Annotated in this window: 18 protein-coding genes; 14 read left to right on the forward strand and 4 right to left on the reverse strand. The window is 27.3% G+C overall.

Translation table 11 applies throughout. The annotated features are described in order from the left end of the window. Nucleotides 1–3: 3 nt before the first annotated feature. Complete coding sequence (locus ACTG46_RS06715; protein WP_054269821.1) at nt 4–456, forward strand: MarR family winged helix-turn-helix transcriptional regulator; 453 nt, start codon at nt 4–6, stop codon at nt 454–456. Nucleotides 457–539: 83 nt separating this feature from the next. On the opposite strand, the gene ACTG46_RS06720 is transcribed toward ACTG46_RS06715, so the two are convergent. Beyond that, nucleotides 540–1,736, reverse strand: a complete 1,197-nt coding sequence (locus ACTG46_RS06720) for a pyridoxal phosphate-dependent aminotransferase (RefSeq protein ID WP_054269822.1) — start codon at nt 1,734–1,736, stop codon at nt 540–542. A gap of 384 nt (nt 1,737–2,120) precedes the next feature. On the opposite strand from ACTG46_RS06720, the gene galT reads away from it, so the two are divergent. Both galT and ACTG46_RS06730 read left to right on the forward strand, forming a co-directional pair. After that, nucleotides 2,121–3,071 (forward strand): galactose-1-phosphate uridylyltransferase, encoded by a 951-nt coding sequence (gene galT, locus ACTG46_RS06725; RefSeq protein WP_479923796.1) that lies wholly within the window; start codon nt 2,121–2,123, stop codon nt 3,069–3,071. Nucleotides 3,072–3,194: 123 nt separating this feature from the next. Beyond that, complete coding sequence (locus ACTG46_RS06730) at nt 3,195–3,947, forward strand: exodeoxyribonuclease III (RefSeq protein ID WP_054269824.1); 753 nt, start codon at nt 3,195–3,197, stop codon at nt 3,945–3,947. Between the two features lie 90 nt (nt 3,948–4,037). Here ACTG46_RS06730 and ACTG46_RS06735 read toward each other — a convergent pair whose 3' ends face one another. Further along, a complete protein-coding gene (locus ACTG46_RS06735; protein ID WP_054269825.1) occupies nt 4,038–4,814 on the reverse strand; it encodes a 3'-5' exonuclease in 777 nt (258 codons plus the stop codon). 312 nt (nt 4,815–5,126) lie between these two features. On the opposite strand from ACTG46_RS06735, the gene ACTG46_RS06740 reads away from it, so the two are divergent. Next, nucleotides 5,127–7,025, forward strand: coding sequence for a type I glutamate--ammonia ligase (locus ACTG46_RS06740; RefSeq protein WP_479923797.1), 1,899 nt, complete (start codon nt 5,127–5,129; stop codon nt 7,023–7,025). 132 nt (nt 7,026–7,157) lie between these two features. On the opposite strand, the gene ACTG46_RS06745 is transcribed toward ACTG46_RS06740, so the two are convergent. Beyond that, a complete protein-coding gene (locus tag ACTG46_RS06745; protein WP_219673621.1) occupies nt 7,158–8,288 on the reverse strand; it encodes an MGDG synthase family glycosyltransferase in 1,131 nt (376 codons plus the stop codon). Between the two features lie 189 nt (nt 8,289–8,477). Between ACTG46_RS06745 and ACTG46_RS06750 the strand changes: the two genes are divergently transcribed. From ACTG46_RS06750 to ACTG46_RS06785, 8 genes are all read left to right on the forward strand, one after another. Continuing rightward, the gene (locus ACTG46_RS06750; protein WP_009889116.1) at nt 8,478–8,810 is read left to right on the forward strand and encodes a PadR family transcriptional regulator; all 333 of its coding nucleotides are present in this window, start codon (nt 8,478–8,480) and stop codon (nt 8,808–8,810) included. Then, nucleotides 8,797–9,723, forward strand: coding sequence for a DUF1700 domain-containing protein (locus ACTG46_RS06755; protein ID WP_054269828.1), 927 nt, complete (start codon nt 8,797–8,799; stop codon nt 9,721–9,723). The genes ACTG46_RS06750 and ACTG46_RS06755 overlap by 14 nt, the downstream gene beginning before the upstream one ends. Further along, a complete protein-coding gene (locus ACTG46_RS06760) occupies nt 9,716–10,792 on the forward strand; it encodes a DUF4097 family beta strand repeat-containing protein (protein WP_407813617.1) in 1,077 nt (358 codons plus the stop codon). The genes ACTG46_RS06755 and ACTG46_RS06760 overlap by 8 nt, the downstream gene beginning before the upstream one ends. 101 nt (nt 10,793–10,893) lie before the next feature. Beyond that, nucleotides 10,894–11,430, forward strand: a complete 537-nt coding sequence (locus ACTG46_RS06765) for a hypothetical protein (RefSeq protein ID WP_054269830.1) — start codon at nt 10,894–10,896, stop codon at nt 11,428–11,430. A gap of 121 nt (nt 11,431–11,551) precedes the next feature. After that, complete coding sequence (locus tag ACTG46_RS06770; protein WP_479923798.1) at nt 11,552–12,274, forward strand: lantibiotic protection ABC transporter ATP-binding protein; 723 nt, start codon at nt 11,552–11,554, stop codon at nt 12,272–12,274. Then, entirely contained in the window at nt 12,262–12,981 is a 720-nt protein-coding gene (locus ACTG46_RS06775) for a lantibiotic immunity ABC transporter MutE/EpiE family permease subunit (protein ID WP_479923799.1), read from the forward strand. The genes ACTG46_RS06770 and ACTG46_RS06775 overlap by 13 nt, the downstream gene beginning before the upstream one ends. Before the next feature lies 1 nt (nt 12,982). After that, nucleotides 12,983–13,753: a lantibiotic immunity ABC transporter MutG family permease subunit gene (locus ACTG46_RS06780; RefSeq protein ID WP_167640035.1), complete on the forward strand. Its 771-nt coding sequence runs from the start codon at nt 12,983–12,985 to the stop codon at nt 13,751–13,753. A 126-nt stretch (nt 13,754–13,879) separates the two neighbouring features. Continuing rightward, nucleotides 13,880–15,271 carry a sensor histidine kinase gene (locus ACTG46_RS06785; RefSeq protein WP_479924059.1) on the forward strand — a complete coding sequence of 464 codons (1,392 nt, stop codon included), beginning with the start codon at nt 13,880–13,882 and terminating at the stop codon, nt 15,269–15,271. Nucleotides 15,272–15,347: 76 nt separating this feature from the next. Here the strand turns inward: ACTG46_RS06785 and ACTG46_RS06790 are convergent, their stop codons facing one another. After that, nucleotides 15,348–16,169, reverse strand: coding sequence for a pyridoxamine kinase (locus tag ACTG46_RS06790; protein WP_479923800.1), 822 nt, complete (start codon nt 16,167–16,169; stop codon nt 15,348–15,350). Between the two features lie 250 nt (nt 16,170–16,419). Between ACTG46_RS06790 and ACTG46_RS06795 the strand changes: the two genes are divergently transcribed. Continuing rightward, a complete protein-coding gene (locus tag ACTG46_RS06795) occupies nt 16,420–17,574 on the forward strand; it encodes an amidase domain-containing protein (protein ID WP_054269836.1) in 1,155 nt (384 codons plus the stop codon). A 182-nt stretch (nt 17,575–17,756) separates the two neighbouring features. Beyond that, nucleotides 17,757–17,957, forward strand: a complete 201-nt coding sequence (locus tag ACTG46_RS06800; protein WP_003419624.1) for a cold-shock protein — start codon at nt 17,757–17,759, stop codon at nt 17,955–17,957. Nucleotides 17,958–18,185 lie beyond the last annotated feature (228 nt).

The raw sequence follows: 18,185 nt of genomic DNA on the forward strand, positions 1-18,185 counted from the left end.
TGTATGAACTACGTAGTAAAAGATACCATAAGTTTTCTAGTAAAAACATTTCCTAAGATTTATTCTAGCCTATACTTAGAGGACCTAAAAAAATTTGCACCAGACTATAATGTAAATAAAACACAATTAAGAGCATTAGTATTTATAAAAAATTATGGAGTAATAAGTATGACTGATTTATGCTCTAAATTAAATATAGAAAAAGGCAGTTTAACTAGTATGGTTGATGATTTAACTGAAAAGAAATATGTAACAAGAGAAAGAGACTTAGTTGATAGAAGAAAGTATTTAATTGATATTACTGAAGAAGGGGGCAATATAGCTTCTGATTTTATGGATAAATTAAGTGATGGTCTAGGAGAAAAGCTTTCTAAATTGACTGAAGAAGATAGAAGAAAGTATTTAGAGGCAATAAATACTCTTCAATATATATTAAATAAAGAAGAATTTAAATAGAAAAAATATCCCCTCTTCAAATAACATCTGAAAAGGGGATATTTTTATATCATTAAATTTATATAAATTAATATTTCAAGAATTTATTTGTGTAAAGCTACATATTGCTCTAGACCTTCTTTTAATAATGTAGCAGCTCTATGAAGGTCAGTTTCATTTAGGATGTAAGCCAATCTTATTTCGTCACGTCCTAAACCTGGAGTAGCATAGAATCCTTCAGCAGGGCAAACCATAACTGTTTCATTGTTTTTGTTGAATTCTTTTAACATCCAGATTGTGAAATCTTCTGCATTTTCAACTGGTAATTTAGCAACTATATAGAAAGCACCAGTTGGTTTCTTACATATAACGCCATCAACTTTCATTAATTCATTGTATAATACATCTCTTCTTTTTTTGTATTCTTCATTAACTTCTTTGAAATAAGAAACTGGAGTTTTGTATAATTCAACAGCTCCTATTTGCTCTAATGTAGGAACACAAAGTCTTCCTTGACATAATTTAAGTATTTGAGCGATAAGACCTTTATTTTTACAAGCGATAGAACCAATTCTAGCACCACAAGCACTGTATCTTTTAGAAACACTGTCTATTATGATAACTCTATCTTGTACACCTTCTAAGTTACCACAGCTTGTGTACTCAAGTCCATCATAAACAAATTCTCTATAAACTTCATCTGCTATTATCCATAAATCTTTTTCTTTAGCTATTTCAGCTAGGATATTAAGTTCTTCTTTTGTATAGATTGCACCAGTTGGATTTCCTGGATTAGAAAGAATTATAGCTTTAGTTTTATCATCCACCTTAGACATTATTTCTTCTTTAGATGGAAGGTGGAAACCGTTTTCTGCTTTTGTTGTAACAGCATTAACTTCTACATTTACACATTGGCCAAATCCATTGTAGTTAGTGTAGAATGGTTCTGGAACTAATAGATTATCCCCTGGGTCACAAACTGCCATCATAGTGAAAAGTAAAGCTTCACTACCACCATTAGTTACTAGTAATTCATCTTTTTCAAAATGCATATCATAAGTTTTATAATAGTTTTGAAGTGCCTCTAATAATTCTGGAATACCTTCTGATGTAGCATATTCTAAGACTTCACTATCAAAGTTTTTAACAGCATCAAAAAACCCTTTAGGAGTTTTTATATCTGGTTGTCCTATGTTTAAGTGATATACTTTGATTCCTCTATCTTTTGCTGCTTGTGCAAATGGAACAAGTTTTCTGATTGGAGAGGCCTGCATTGCACTAACTCTGTTTGAATAATTCATTTTAATACCCCCTATTTAATTTAAATACGTATATTGTATTATGTAAATTGTATGTTTGAATACAAGACATCTTTACAAGATAATAATAACATACTTATAGGTAAAAATCATCAAAAAAAATTAATATAGCTCTAAAATAAACTTTTAACAAATTACAGTGAAATACCTGTGTCCATGCCAATAAATTATATATCAGTAAATTAATTTATGATAAGATAATGTTTTGGTGTATAGATAGTAATTTTTTGTTATAATCCTCTATTTATAGATAAAAATATATAAGGGTAAATACGCAAATTTATAAAAAATATTATAAATTTATTTAACAGATACGATAAATATCATATAATTATATTAAAGGCTATTAACTAAGAGGTGTTAATTATGAAAGAATTAAGAATAGATCCAATTACTAATGATGTTGTTATATTTGCTACTGATAGATTGAAAAGACCTTTGGATACAGCAGATATACCAAATGAAGATGAAGAGATTAAGGAATATGAAGAAGGATGCCCATTTTGTAAGGGAAATGAGGCTTATGCAACTGATACACTATTTGAAATAGAGGGTGAAGAAGGATGGCTTGTGAAGTCTATTTATAATAAATTTCCTATAATTGATGATATGGCAAGAGATGTATATGGTATTCATGAAGTGATGATAGAGAGCGATAAACATAATAGTAATTTTTATAACATGAATCAAAAAGAATTTGAAGATGTTTTTTTTATGTATAGAGACAGATTTAAAGAAATGTCGAAAAATGACAAAGTAGAGTATGTTAGTATCTTTAAAAACTTCTTGAGAAAAGCTGGGGCATCTTTAATGCATCCACATGCTCAGATACTGTCTATGTCTTTTATTCCTCCTGAAATTACTAATGAATTATTAGTTTCAAAAGAGTATTATGATAGTAATCATAGCTCTTTGTATGATGATTTAATAGAAAATGAAATAAATTTAAATACAAGAGTTGTTTATAATGGAGAAGCTTTTATAGTGCTTGTTCCATATGCAACTAAATATAGTGGAGAAGTAAGAGTAATATTTAAAGATAAAATAAAATTTGATGAGTTAAATGATAATAATGTAAAAGAACTTTCCATGATATTTGAGAAGTTATTTAAGAAACTGTACAATGTCAATGGATATATGCCATTTAACTTATGTATTCACACTCATCCAACAAATATTGAAACAAAATCATATTTTAATGTTCATATGCATATAATCCCAAGAAAATATAATTTTGGAGGATTCGAGCTTGGAACAAATATGTATGTTTCCTCAATAATCCCTGAAGAGTTAACAAAAAAATTAAAAATTGATTAAAATATATATTTTTAAGGTATTAAGTAAATAGTAATTTTTAGATAAAATTATAGTGTCATGTTGTTAAAATAAAAACAAATGAAAAAATTAAACGAAATTTACTGTTTAGATGAGGAGTATAATATGAAATTTATATCATGGAATGTTAATGGAATAAGAGCTTGTGTTGGGAAAGGATTTTTAGACTTTTTCAAAGAGGTTGATGCAGATATATTTTGCTTACAAGAAACTAAATTACAAGAAGGACAAATAGAGTTAGATTTACCAGGATATTTTCAATACTGGAATTATGCTGAGAGAAAAGGTTATTCAGGTACTGCTATATTTACAAAAAAAGAGCCTTTAAAAGTAATGTATGGAATAAATATAGAAGAACATGATAAGGAAGGTAGAGTCATAACTCTAGAATTTGAAGATTTTTATTTTGTCACTGTATATACACCAAATTCTCAATCTGAGTTGAAGAGATTAGAATATAGAACTAGATGGGAAGATGATTTTATAGACTATTTAGTTAAATTAGATAATCAGAAGCCTGTAATTGTATGTGGGGATATGAATGTTGCACATACAGAGATAGATTTAAAAAATCCTAAAAATAATATGAAAAATGCAGGCTTTACTAAGGAAGAAAGAGAAAAATTTTCTAAACTATTAGATAGTGGGTTCATAGATACATATAGATACTTTAATCCTGATAAAGAAGGTGTCTATAGTTGGTGGTCATATAGATTTAATGCAAGAAAAAATAATGCAGGATGGAGAATAGATTATTTTTGTGCATCTAAGAAATTAGAAGATAGATTGATAGGTGCAAACATTCACACTGAAGTACTAGGTTCAGACCATTGTCCAGTTGAATTAGAGATAAAATAAAGATTAATAAGGATAAAAATTGGGCTGTAGATATACATTTAAAGATGATTATGTTTTAATCTACATGCCTATTTTTAACCTAAGTAAATTCTATTTGTTTTTTCTTTGAGTAGCATTTTCTAATGCAAATTGATTTGTTTTTCCCATGTTATAAGCTAAGTTAATAATTCTTTTCTCATCTTTACTCAATTCACGATTTAAAATCTTCTTAAATTCATCAAATAACTTATCATAATCAACTTTCTTTTTATTAGAATATTTTATAGTTTTAGGTCTAATGCTTGTATACACATATATATCTGGCACTATACTTGGATTGTATATATTAATAAAGACCTTAGCAGTATAGTATGCATCGTTTAAAGCGTTGTGATAAGACATTTTTTCATCGAGTTGCAATAAGGAAATAGCATTTTGTAATCCAATACTTTTCCCTGCTGGGTTATTGAAATATTTAGATGCATGCTGTTGAATATTAATATAAGACTTAGGTAAGGTATTTGATGCTAGCTTATGGTAATTAATGTTCCTGTACAATTCCTTTAAATCTCCAGCTCCCCATACACATAATATAGGGTCTTGTGATGATATAAATTTTATGAACTTGTTGTAAACTTCAGGAAAAGTAGGTGAACCATTAAAATCAGAATCTTTAATATTAGTCATGCGACTAATAAAAGGGTGTATTTCTTTGTATATTGTAGGCTTCACATAGCTATTAAATGTATCTATTATATTGAATTTAGAATCCAATTTAATTGCTCCTATTTGTATGATTTCAAAAGGACACTTTTCATTGGATACAGTCTTGTTAAATTTTTTATCAAATCCTTGATTAAATTCCAAATCGAAAATTATGTATTCCATAAAGTTTATCTCCTAAATTTTTTTATTATTGCTACTATAGATTATATTATAAGTCAAATTAAATTTTTAAACAAAAATACTTTTATTTTAGTATACCCCATATTTATAAAAATGTTAAACTATTGTATGTAGAATATTTTTTCCAATAAAAAATATTGCGAACTTTTTGTACTTGATATATAATAATATAAATAAAAACACGAATGAAATACGAATATTTTGCAAGAAAAATTCATAAATGTAAGTTAAAATGAATTTTATCTTGTATTTAACAAAATAAAATTTACATAAAAATTATGGGAGAGTGAAAAAATGGATAGTCTATTATATGTAATAGAGAAAGATAAGCATACTAATGAAGAAATAAGAGAAATCCTAAAAAACAATAAAAATATAAGATTTGTTTCCTTAATGGGTGTTGACTTAGGGGGAAATGCAACAGATGAAAAGATTCCTGTAGAAATATTTTTAGAAGATATAGATAAATTTTTAGAATCAGCTATACAGACTGATGGTTCGAGTGTTGAGCTTTATAACATAGCGACATTAAATAATGCAAAAGTTGATTTAATGCCAGATAAAAGTTGTCATTGGTATGTAGATTACAATATGGAATATATAGACGAAGAAGTAGGTTTACCTGTTGGAACATTAAAGATACCTGCATTTTTAATACATGATAACAAAAAAGTATGTTCAAGAGGAGTGCTTCAAAAAGCAGACAAGTATTTCAAAAAATCTATGTTTGAGATATTTAGAGAATACCCACATGTATTAAATAACATAGGAATAGATTCAGTAGATGATATAGAAGAAATAATGTTAACAGCAGCTACAGAACTTGAGTTTTGGGTTAATACTCCTGAAGATAAAGCTGACTTAGAGAAATTATATGTATCACAAAGCCTAAAAGAGCAATACTGGAAAAGAACTCATGGTATTATAAGAACTTGTTTAGAGCAAAGTTTGATAATACTTCAAAAACTAGGTGTAAGCCCTGAAATGGCTCATAAAGAGGTTGGAGGGATACAAAGTTCTATTAGTATAGATGGAAGAACAAATCATGCTATGGAGCAACTAGAGGTTTCTTGGAAGTTTTCTACACCATTACAAGCAGCAGATAATGAATTATTAGTAAGAGACGTTATAGAAGATGTATTTACATCACATGGACTAGAAGTTACGTTTAAAGCAAAACCAATTCATGGAGTTGCAGGAAGTGGTGGACATACACATGTAGGAGTAAGTGCAAGACTAAAAGATGGAAGTATCAGAAATCTATTTGCCCCAAAAGATTTAAAAGAAGATTATCTAAGTGAATTAGGATATGGGGCCCTTATGGGACTTCTTTACAATTATGAAGTATTAAATCCAATTGTAACAGCTTCTAATGATGGATTTAATAGATTAGTTCCTGGATTTGAGGCACCTGTATGTATAGTTACATCTTTAGGTCATAGTTATGAGATTCCATCAAGAAATAGGTCAGTACTTGTTGGATTAATAAGAGACATGAAAAATCCAAAGACTGTAAGATTTGAATTAAGATCACCAAGTCCTTTATCTAATACATATCTAGTAATATCAGGGTGTTATCAGACAATGTTAGATGGTATAAAAGCAGCAGCCAAGAGTGGTCTTAGTACAAAAGAACTTGAAAAAGAATTGTCTAAAAATGTAGGTGAAGAAGGATTCTATTTAGAAAAAGATAGAGCATATAGAGATGAAAATGATGTATTTGAGCATTATAGCTTAGAAGAAAGAAATGCAAGATTTGGAACTCCTCCAGCTACAGTGTATGAAAATATGAAAAATTTAGAAATATATGCTTCAAAATTAAAATCTTTAAAACAAGGTGATGTATTTACTGATAGTATAATAGAATCATTTAAGGTTGGAGCAATAGATAAGTGGCAAAAAAAATTAAAAACTAGAATAATAGAGGCTGGAATACAAAAGATAAGAAGTATTGTCAAAATACACACAAAAGAAAATATGGATGCACTTGATGAAGTGGTTTGGAATTCAATATCAGATTTGAAGTTCAACATTATGAAGGACACTTTAACTAGAGAATCTCTATTTACTAGAGTAAGAGAAGCTGTAGAAAATAAAGATTATCAGACTGCTTCAGATTTACAAATAGAATTAAAAAGAAGTATGGAAGAAATACAACAACTGTATATGCAATACAAGAAAAATATATACTAAGATAAATTAGTAACTTGATTCTAATATTATAAAGGCAATCAAGTATGCTTAGGTCATTTTGAGTAAAATCTCAAATATGAAAGCATACTTGATTGCCTTTGGTTTTATTATTTTAAGTTTTATAATAACATACTAATTGTAATGAGTATCTATTAATTCTGAGATATAATCAGCAATTTCATCTGGGTGAATGACTGTTTTAAACTCTTCTAAATTTTTCTTCATAAAGTTTATTATAGAATCAAATTCATTTGATACTAATTTATAAAATATATTCTTAAGGTCTAAGTCATCACTATAAATCATCCCAAGTCCTTTATCTATTATAAACTTAGCATTTTCAATCTCTTGTCCTACCTTTGGCATTTTTACAAGCACTGGAGTTTGTGACTGGATAGCTTCAAATATAGTTGCTCCTCCAGGTTTAGTTAACATTAAGTCACATTCTCTTATTAGATTATACATATCATTTACAAATCCAAGTACTTTTATATTTTTTAAAGGTTTTTTATAAGTTAATGTGTCATATAATTTTTTGTTTTTGCCTGTAACTATTGTAATTTCTATAGAATCAATATGTTCTTCAATAAATTCGTCTATCCAATGCATAAAATCCTCATCTATATCGAACAGACCTCGTCCTCCTCCAAGAAGTAGTAATCTGTATTTATCATGACGGAGTTCTTTACTTTCAATTTGGAATCTCTTATCTACAGGAACACCAGTAACCTTTATAGAGTCTGGATTTATCCCCTTTTGAAAAAATCTATTTTTTATTTCAGGAGATGGAACAAAATACAAATCTGTATGCTCAAAAACCCACTCCATACTATCTACAACGTCTGTTATAACTGTAAGTGTTGGTATATTTATATCAGGATTTTTTATCTTAAAATTATTTACACAAGCAGCTGCTAGTGGAAATGTAGAGATAATTAAATCTGGATTTATATCAGAAATATACTCAGAAAGTTTAGGTGTATATAATTTATGAGAGAAATCATGTCTTGAATCAAACGATTTCTTAAAATAATAATAGTAATTATATAATCCTGGAGTATATTTTGTATTGTTCTCATAAAGTTTTACCATAGGCTTATTCATCATAGGTATACTTGCATTTATAAAATTTTGTATAACAACATTGTAGTTACTATATTTTTCAATAATGCATTCTTTTACCGCTTTTGCAGCACTTATATGGCCAGCACCAAATTGAGCAGTTAAGATTAATATTGTTTTATCTTCTTTCGTTTTAGCCAATTTATCACCACTTTCATAAAATATATCTGATTAGAGTATTATACATTTATAGAAGAATTTAATCAACAATAATATTTAAAAATAACTATTGTGTAAGACATAGTACTGTGTTATTATGAAAATATAAGAAGTTTTAACATAGTACCTTGTAAAACACAATACTGTGTATTTAAAGAAAGGATGGAGTATATGAACACACAATTTAGAAAGGGTGTTTTAGAAATTTGTGTACTTGCACTAATATCTAAAAAGGATATGTATGGATATGAAATAGTACATAATATCTCTAAAGTAATAGATGTAAATGAAGGAACAATATATCCTATTCTAAGAAGACTTACAAAAGATTTGTATTTCGAAACATATATACTAGAATCTAATGAAGGTCCTGCTAGAAAATACTATAGAATAACTTCACTAGGAAAAGAAAATTTATCCAATCTAATGGAAGAGTGGAGAGAATTTGTAAAAGCTGTTGAGATTTTAATAAGTGAAGATGAGGGAGGTAATGAACTTGAATAAAACTGAGTTTCTTGAAATTTTAAAGGATTATCTAAAAAAAGATTTTTCTGAGAGCGAAGTTAATGATATATTGAGAGATTATGAAGAGTATTTTGTAGATGGTCTTATAGAAGGAAAGAGTGATATGGAGATAATAGCATCACTTGGTTCACCAAAATCTATAGCAAGAGAACTTATCTTACAGACTAAAGAAAAAGATACTGAAGAAGAAAAAATAATAAATACAGATGTTTTAAACGATAAATTTAGTAAATTTAAGTCAGATATGAAAAAGGGTTATTCTATCTTAAAAGATGAGGCTAAAGAAAAATACAACAAATCAAAGGAAAATATAAATGATAAGCTTACACCAAGCATAGAAGAAGGTGTTGGAGGTTTATCTAGGCAAGTTATAAAGGTATTATTAGTAGTATTATCTTTATTCTTAATTATTCCAGCATTTGCATTCGTATGTGCAATTATATCTGTCGCTATTGGATTAATATGTACATTGATTGCTTTTGTTATATCAATTCCATTTGTGATTAAGTTTATAACAATGGTTCCAGATATTACGATGTTTTGTATATTTGCGATTATAGCATTTGTAGGACTTGAAATACTTGCATGGCAAATTTTACTGTTTGTTATAAAATTAGGGAAACAGTTGCTAGGTAGCTATATAAATTGGATAAAGAGAAAAAATATTTATATAAATGCAAATGAAAAAATGGAAAAAAGAAATAAAGATATTTTAAGAGATGAAGACTTGAATAAAGATATTAATGAAGATTTATATAGTAATGACTATTATAATACAAAAGAAGAAAGTATTAAAAAAACTGATGATTATGATGATAGTATAAACTTTGAGGCAATGTATAAGGATTTTGAAGATTTAGATGATAAGAAAGGAGAAGATAAACATGAATAAGAAACTTGCCATATTTGCTGCAATATTATTGGTAATAGGCATAATTGGAACGACATGGTCAGGTATTTTAGTTATGCCAAGCTTAATAAACTTTGGGCTAGAAAAGGAAGCTGAATTTAAAAAAGAAAATAAACTTTATCAAGAAAAAGTAAATATTGACAAGTTAGATGTATCTGTTGACAATATAAATATTACGATAAAGAAACATGCAAGTGAAGATGTGCGTGTAACAACAAAAGGAAATAATGAGTTTTACAAGTATAATGTTACTTTAAAAGATAAAACTTTAGTGGTAAAAGGTGAAAGAAAATATGAAAATCAGCTTAAAAGGATTAAAAATTTCGACCAATTACTAAATACATCTATAGATAATATGTTTTCACATGATTATAGAGAACTTGTAATATATGTACCAAATAATGTAGACGTAAATGTATCAAGTGTAAGTTCATATTTATTGGTATATGATAATGTAGCTTCAAATAATATAACATATAAGACTTCTTATGGAAGCTTTGGAAGAGTTATAACAGAAAATAATGTAAATAAATTAGAGACTTTGAATTTAATATCTAATAGTAATATTGACTTATCAACAAAGTCAATTTTAGGTGTTAAAAATGTAAATATAGAATCAGAATCATTAGATATATCTTCAGAATATGAAGATGTGTTTATAAATAATGTAGAAGATTATATACCTGAAAATGTAAATATAAATGAAAAAGTAAGTAGAAATTCACATTATGATAATGAATTTAATTTAGATTCTAATTTGCCAATTGCTAAGCATCTGAATATAGAAGTTCCAAATTCTAAGGTAAGTCTTAATTTACCAGTAGATAAGTATAAATTTAATTGTGATATAAAGGCAAAAGAAGTAATAGAAGAATTTAATAATGATGAAGAGTATAGTAGCGATGAAGAATATAGTAATGATTCGTCTGACTATGAACATAGTAATAAGTATAAAAATATTAGAGAAATAAAAGGGCTTTTGAATAAAAATATGTCGAATTTAGAACAAGAATATACTATAAAAATAAATTCAAATCGATTAGAACTGTAAATAATTTACTACAATAATTGATAAATTGGCTTAAAAGTATAAAAATATAATCTATACTATGGTATAATAAGTATCGAAAGAGAATTAGGAGAGGGATACTTATGAATAAAATAGCAGTAAGTTTTTTAATAATTGCTACTACTTTATCGAGTACAGCATGTATGGATTATAGCATCAGCACAGTTGAATTGGTTGATTCTAATGAGTCAGCAGTTGTAAAGAAGGATGAGAGTGTCGAAGAAGAAGCAACTAGTAAAATAATTAATCCTAAGACTACTACTAAAATACCCATAGAGATAATTTCAAAAGATGATAAAATAGTAAAATACTTACAAATTGATGTAGAAAGTACACTTAAAGATAAGTTACAATTAATCTTAGATACATTATCAAATGAATATTTTAATGGTTTAGATATGGAAGTAGAAGTTAAGGAAAAAGACAGACTCGTTAGAATAAGTTTAATAGAACCAGATAAAAAAAGTAGGGTTTCTTGGAAAGACGATTATTTAAATGAACAAAATATAAAATATACTATAAACAATATTATCAAAAATGTCATCCAAGAAGATGATGATAGTATCTGGATTGAAGAAGTAGAAATATACTATAATGGAAAATTAATAGAGTTAATATAAAAAATGATGTGTTTAAAAAACACATCATTTTTTTATTAATTTTTAATCCTTATAAAATCCTTATATTTATGATTTAGAATGATTCTTGTAAACAAGTTCGATAAAAGAAAGGATGAAAATTATGAGTAATTATATTTTAGAGTTAAGGGGAGTTACTAAAAAGTTTAAGAATGAGGTTGCAGTTGATAATATTTCAATAAAAATTAGACCTAATTCTATTTACGGATTATTAGGGCCAAATGGAGCTGGAAAGTCTACTTTATTAAAAATGATAACTGGGATTTTAAATGCGACTTCAGGAAAAATAATGTTTGAGGGACATAAATGGACTAGAAAAGACCTAGCATATATTGGTTCTCTTATTGAGTCTCCTGCTATATATGAAAATTTAACAGCAAGAGAAAATTTAAAAGTTCATACTACTTTATTAGGTCTACCAGATTCTCGTATTGAAGAAGTCTTAAAAATTGTTGATTTAAGAGATACTTTTAAAAAGCGTTCAGGTCAATTTTCTCTAGGGATGAAGCAACGTCTTGGCATTGCTATTGCATTATTAAATCACCCAAAACTTTTAATCTTAGATGAGCCTACAAATGGTCTTGACCCTATTGGTATTGAAGAGCTTAGAGAATTGATTCGTTCTTTTCCAAAGGAAGGAATTACAGTTATTTTATCAAGCCATATTTTATCTGAAGTTGAGCAAATTGTAGATGAAATAGGGATAATTTCTAATGGAGTAATAGGTTATCAAGGAAAGATATCAAAAGAAGAAAACTTAGAAGAGCTTTTTATGAAAGTAGTAGCTGAAAATAGAAAGAGAGGAAAATTAATATGGAAAAATTAGTTAGAGCAGAATTTCAAAAAATGAAAAGAACTTTTGGAATTAGATTGATATGGATAGCCCCAGTATTTTCTATAATTATTGTATTTTTATTTGGTGGAGGACAAAATGGTGTTTACAATTGGTGGTATACTATGTTTCTTCCAGGGGCATTAACATTGATTTCTTCCCTAATAGTACAAAAAGATGAAAAAAAGAAGTATCGTGGTATTTTATCATTACCAATTGAAAAAAAAGATGTTTGGACTGGAAAAATACTTTATTGCATTATATGCTGTTTTATAACATCAATTATTTTTATGATAGGTATAGTTCTTATTGGGATAGTATATAAGGAAGTTATTTCAATAAGTCAAAATATTATTGGAACCATATTATTAGTTTTATTATTTATGTGGCAGATTCCTCTTTGTATGTTTTTAGCTTCAAAATTTGGTTTGTTTATTACAATTATAATAAACATGTTTTTTACTATTATTGGGGTTGCAGTTTTTTCGACTACAGAAATATGGTACATATTTCCGTATTCAATTACTACACGATTAATGGCTCCTGTATTGCATATTCTACCAAATGGACTTCCTGTACCAGAAGGAAGTGAGTTTTTAAATAGTAATGTAATTTTGCCAGGAGTGTTAATATCTATTGTTTTATTTATAGTGCTTTCTTTAGTTACAAATGCTTGGTTTAATAATAGAGAGGTGAAGTAATATGGAACAACTAGTAAGAATTTTTTTTTCTGATTTAATAAAATTAAAGCGAACTTTTATAATACTAATGCACTTTTGCATTGCTTTGATAGGTATGGGATTGTGTTTAGGATATTATAAGTATTCAAGTGCTGATGATATATCAAAGATAGCTGCATATTTACAAGTTATAGCAATAGCTTTTCCTTTATTATCAAGTATTATGTGTTCATTATGTATTGAACAAGAATATTATTCAGGAAGTTATAAACATATGTTAACATCATCTAATCCAAAATATCTTACACTTATAAGTAAGTATATAATATTAATATGCCTTGGTTTTGGAGCGACACTAGTATCTGTATTAGGTTTTAAATTTGGTGTATCTAGTATTTCTAATGAGGTTTATTTTACATTAGATTTTTATGTGATTTCAATTTTAATTTTAGTTGGGAGTAATTTATTTGTATATATATTACATTTATTCTTAAGTTTAAGATTCGGAAAAGGAGCCTCAATTGGAGTGGGTATAGTAGAAACTTTACTTTCAGCAGTGTTGTTAACTGGATTAGGTGCTAGAATTTGGCCTTATATTCCTTGTGTATGGGGTGTTAGATTTATAAGTATTTGGTCATCTTTTTCAAGTTCTAAGACAATTGAATATATTAAAGTTGAATCATTTAAAGAATATCAATCAATAGGATTAGTATGTGGATTTGTAACCATTTTAGCATTTATAATTTTATGTATATGGTTTTCTAAATGGGAGGGTAAAAAGTCTGAAGAATAAAAATAAAAAAGTTACTATTTACTCATATTATTATGTTAGAATATAGTCTAGTGATAAAGATAATCAAATCAAAAGCTAGTTTGTAATTAACTATAAACTAATTAAAGTTTGGAGGAGGTGGTGAGGATACTTGTAGGTAAAAAGTCTAATAATAAAAAGGTTGTAACACTTAGAACCGTTTTTGTAAGATATTTATCTTTATTCTTTGCTATAACCGTTGTCTTAGTATCTATATTGATATTATCATTTCCTATATTATTATCATTAAATATAATATTACCTGCTAATTATACGGAAAAACAAATCTATGAAAATAAAGATAAGATTATTTCAAGTAAACAAGTAACTAAAGATTTAATTCCAGATTCATGTGAGTATGGAGTGTATACTTTAAATGGCAAAGTAATTTCAGGAACTTTTAATAAAGATGAGTCAAAAGAAGTATGGGATTTAATGCGAGGTTTTGAAAGAAGGACTATCAAGTCATCAAAAAACTATATCAAATTGTCCAGAGAAAATGAAGTTTGCATAATACGTTATAGTATAGTAGTAGAATTTGTTTCTCCAACTTTAAGGACATATTTACCAAAGCCAGAACTATTAGGAATGATTATTTTTAGTATAATATTTCTTATTGAAATTATTATACTATCAAAATTATTTGGCAAAAAATTAAATGCTGAAATGGAACTTTTAAAAAATACTACAGAAAAAATAGAACAGCAGGATTTAGATTTTGTTGTAGAATCTAGTAAAATTTGTGAAATCAATAATGTTCTTTTTTCTATGGATAAAATGAAGTCAGCTTTAAAAGATTCTTTAGAAAAACAGTGGATGTTAGAAGAGAATCGTAAGGAACAGATATCTGCATTAGCACATGATATAAAAACACCATTGACTATTATACATGGAAATACTGATTTATTAATTGAAATAAATGAAAATCCAGAGTTATCAGAGTACATGGAATACATAGCAAAAGGTGTCACCCAAATAGAAAAATATATTAATACACTAATAGACATATCAAAAACAGAGGCTGGTTATGTATTAAATAAAGAAGTAATTAATATAAGTGAATTTATAGAAGATGTCTTGATTCAAATAGAAGCATTAGCTCGTACACAAAACTTAGATGTTGAGTTTTCTAAACAAGATAATTTGCCTGAAAGTATAACTATAGATAAAGAATTATTATTTAGAGCCATTATGAATATAATTTCAAATGCTATAGATTATTCACCAAGCCAGAGCAAACTATACATAAGTGTATCACTAAGTAATAAATACTTAAAATTTGTGGTTACAGATTGTGGAAGTGGTTTTTCTAAAGCAGATTTGTCAAAAGCTACAGAACAATTTTATACAGGAGATTTAAGTAGAAACTCTAAATCTCATTATGGCATGGGTCTTTATATTGTAAATAATATTGTACAAAAACATAATGGGATTTTAAATATTGAAAACTCTATAAAAACTGGAGGCGCTATGGTAACAATTGAAATACCAATGATTTAATAAATAATATCCATTTTGTAAATACCTAGATTTTGTGGTCTATAGGTATTTATAAAATGGATAATTTTTTTGAAATTTATATACTAGTTAAATCTGATAAAAAGTTTTCAAACATAACTCCATCATTTCTATCAGTGTCAAATTGAGATGTATAATTTATAGTTTTATATATGAAATCTGTTGCTATATTAACAGCCACTCCTAAGTCGTGTTTATTTACTAACATACCACAAAGGATAGATGTGAATATGTCTCCTGTTCCACTATAAGAGCAGTTATTGTATTTAACTGATGTAAAAAATACATGGTCATTATCTCTATCATAGGCTAAATTTAATATATTATCATCTTCTAATATACCAGTAATAACAACCTTGCTAGGTCCTAAATCAGATACAGCTTTTGCAATATGTATAAGTTCTTCTCTATTATAGTCACTTTTTGTATAGTCATTTCCAGTTAAAAAACAAGCTTCTGTTAAATTAGGCGTAGTTAAATCTGAATGTTTAACTAATTCTTTGATTTCTTGTCTCATTTCTTCTGTAAAGATTGGATACATTACTCCATTATCACCCATAACAGGGTCAACTACGATAAAAGCATTAGGATAATCATTTATAAAATTAGCCACTATTTCGATTTGGTGTTTTGAACCTAAAAAACCACTATATATACTGTCAAAGTTGACTTTTAAATTTTTCCAAACATTTGAATATCTTACCATTTCATCAGTACAATCTAAAAAAGTAAATTCAGGATAACCAGTTTGACTTGAAAGTATAGCTGTTGGAAATGGACAACATTGAACCTTTAATGCTGAAAGTATAGGTATAGCAACTGATAATGAACATTTTCCTATTCCAGATAAGTCATTAATTGCTGCGACTTTTTTTTGCATAAAAAACCCTCCATTAGTATGTATTAATTATAATGATGCCAAAATATTTATATACATATATATTACTATAAAAAAAAGAAAAAAGTTGATTATAAAATAAAAAATTGTAAAAAAAACAGTGTATCGATACAATTAATTTTTAATATTGGACATAATAGAATAGAGAATTATTAAATATGAAAATTATTATATGTGACAGAATATTCTTTGTAATTTCATTTGTAAGGTGTACTATTTGGGAGGTGTAGCTTTGAAAATACTGAAAAATAAGAATAAGTACATCAAAGGTATAATGGCATTTGTATTTTTGTCTTTAGCTACTACAGCAGGTGTATTTCTAGTTAATGATTTAAGTATTAAAAATATGGAAGAAAAAGTCATAGAATCTGCAACTGTTGAAGGTGATGATGTAAAAGACCAATATAAACTATTGCTTGAAAACTTATTTGATTACAGAAATAAGGCAATATTAGAGAAAAATGAAAATATTTTAAAAGGTCTTTATGAGACAGATAAAAAGTTTGGTCTTTGGGCTTATGAAAATGAAGTAAAGAAGATGAAGTATTTAGAGAATTGGTCCAGTAAACAAGGTGTAAAATTTAAGGACATAAAAACAAGGGTTAAGGTTAAAAAGATAAAGGAAAAAGAAAAAGACCTATATGGTATAATCTGCTCTGTATCGACTGAGTATAAATATTCATATGAAAATCAAAAGGACAAAGAAAATGTCTTTAGAATAGGTACATATCATTATCTAAATGTAAAAATTATGGATAATCAGTATGTCATAACTAAAGAGTGGTATACAGATCCTTTTGCAGATTCTTTAAATTTAGAAAACATAAAATCTGATGATATAAGAAACTATATTGGTCAACAAAATGGTGTAGAGTTACAACTTACAGATGAGCAAAAAAAGGCTATAGATTATGCACACAAATACTGTGGAGCAGCAGCTGATGAGGAACATGGTATGAAATTTAATCCAAACTATAGAGATTATAATCCAGAAGGTGGAGATTGCGCAAATTTTGCATCACAGATAATGTTTGAAAGTGGAAGGTTTAAGAAGAACTCAATTTGGAATTATAGTGAAAGAGCAGGTACAAAAGCATGGGTAAATGCACAAGCCTTTAAAAATTATTCTCTCTATAGCGGAAGAGGTTCATTAATAGCAAAAGGCTCCTATGAAGAAGTTTATAAACAGGCTTATAATCTACGTCCAGGGGATTTTGTCGGATATGAGAAAAAAGGCAGAATAACACATGTTTCAACAGTAACAGGATTAGATTCAAGAGGATATCCTTTGGTAACATGTCATAATACTGATAGAATGCTGGTTCCATGGGATTTAGGTTGGAGTGATAAGTCCATAAGATTCCATATAATAAAAATAAATTATTAAAAATCTATAAAGAAAAATAAAGTATAAAAGAGAATAATGGCTTAATATTATAAAGTAAAAAAAATGATTATTAATGTATAAAAATAATAATAATTGACAAACATAGCTATATATGATAGAGTAGTACTAAGGTTACAGAAAAGAGTAGCTAAATAATTGTGTTTTTTTAGGAGGATTTATTAATGAAAACTGGTGTAGTTAAATGGTTTAACAATGAAAAAGGATTTGGATTTATATCTGTAGAAGGTGAAGGAGATGTTTTCGTACATTTCTCAGCTATAACTGGAGACGGATACAAAACATTAGAAGAAGGACAAAGTGTTGAATTCGAAGTAGTAGATGGAGCTAAAGGTCCTCAAGCTGCTAACGTAGTTAGATTATAATTAAAAATTCATATATATTAGTGTTCTAGTAATATGAGAGATAAGCCGCTAATCATTTAGCGGTTTTTTCATTTTTTGTAAATAAAATAAATTGCAAAATAAATTAAATTTATTAAAATAAAAGCATTAATAATAAGATAAATATGTTAAAATTGATATTGTAGAGTAAATTTATTATGGCTAAGTTTAAGTCAATTGATTTTTAGTTAATTTTGCTAAAAAGAGAAT

This window comes from Clostridioides sp. LIBA-7678 (genome assembly GCF_056716065.1).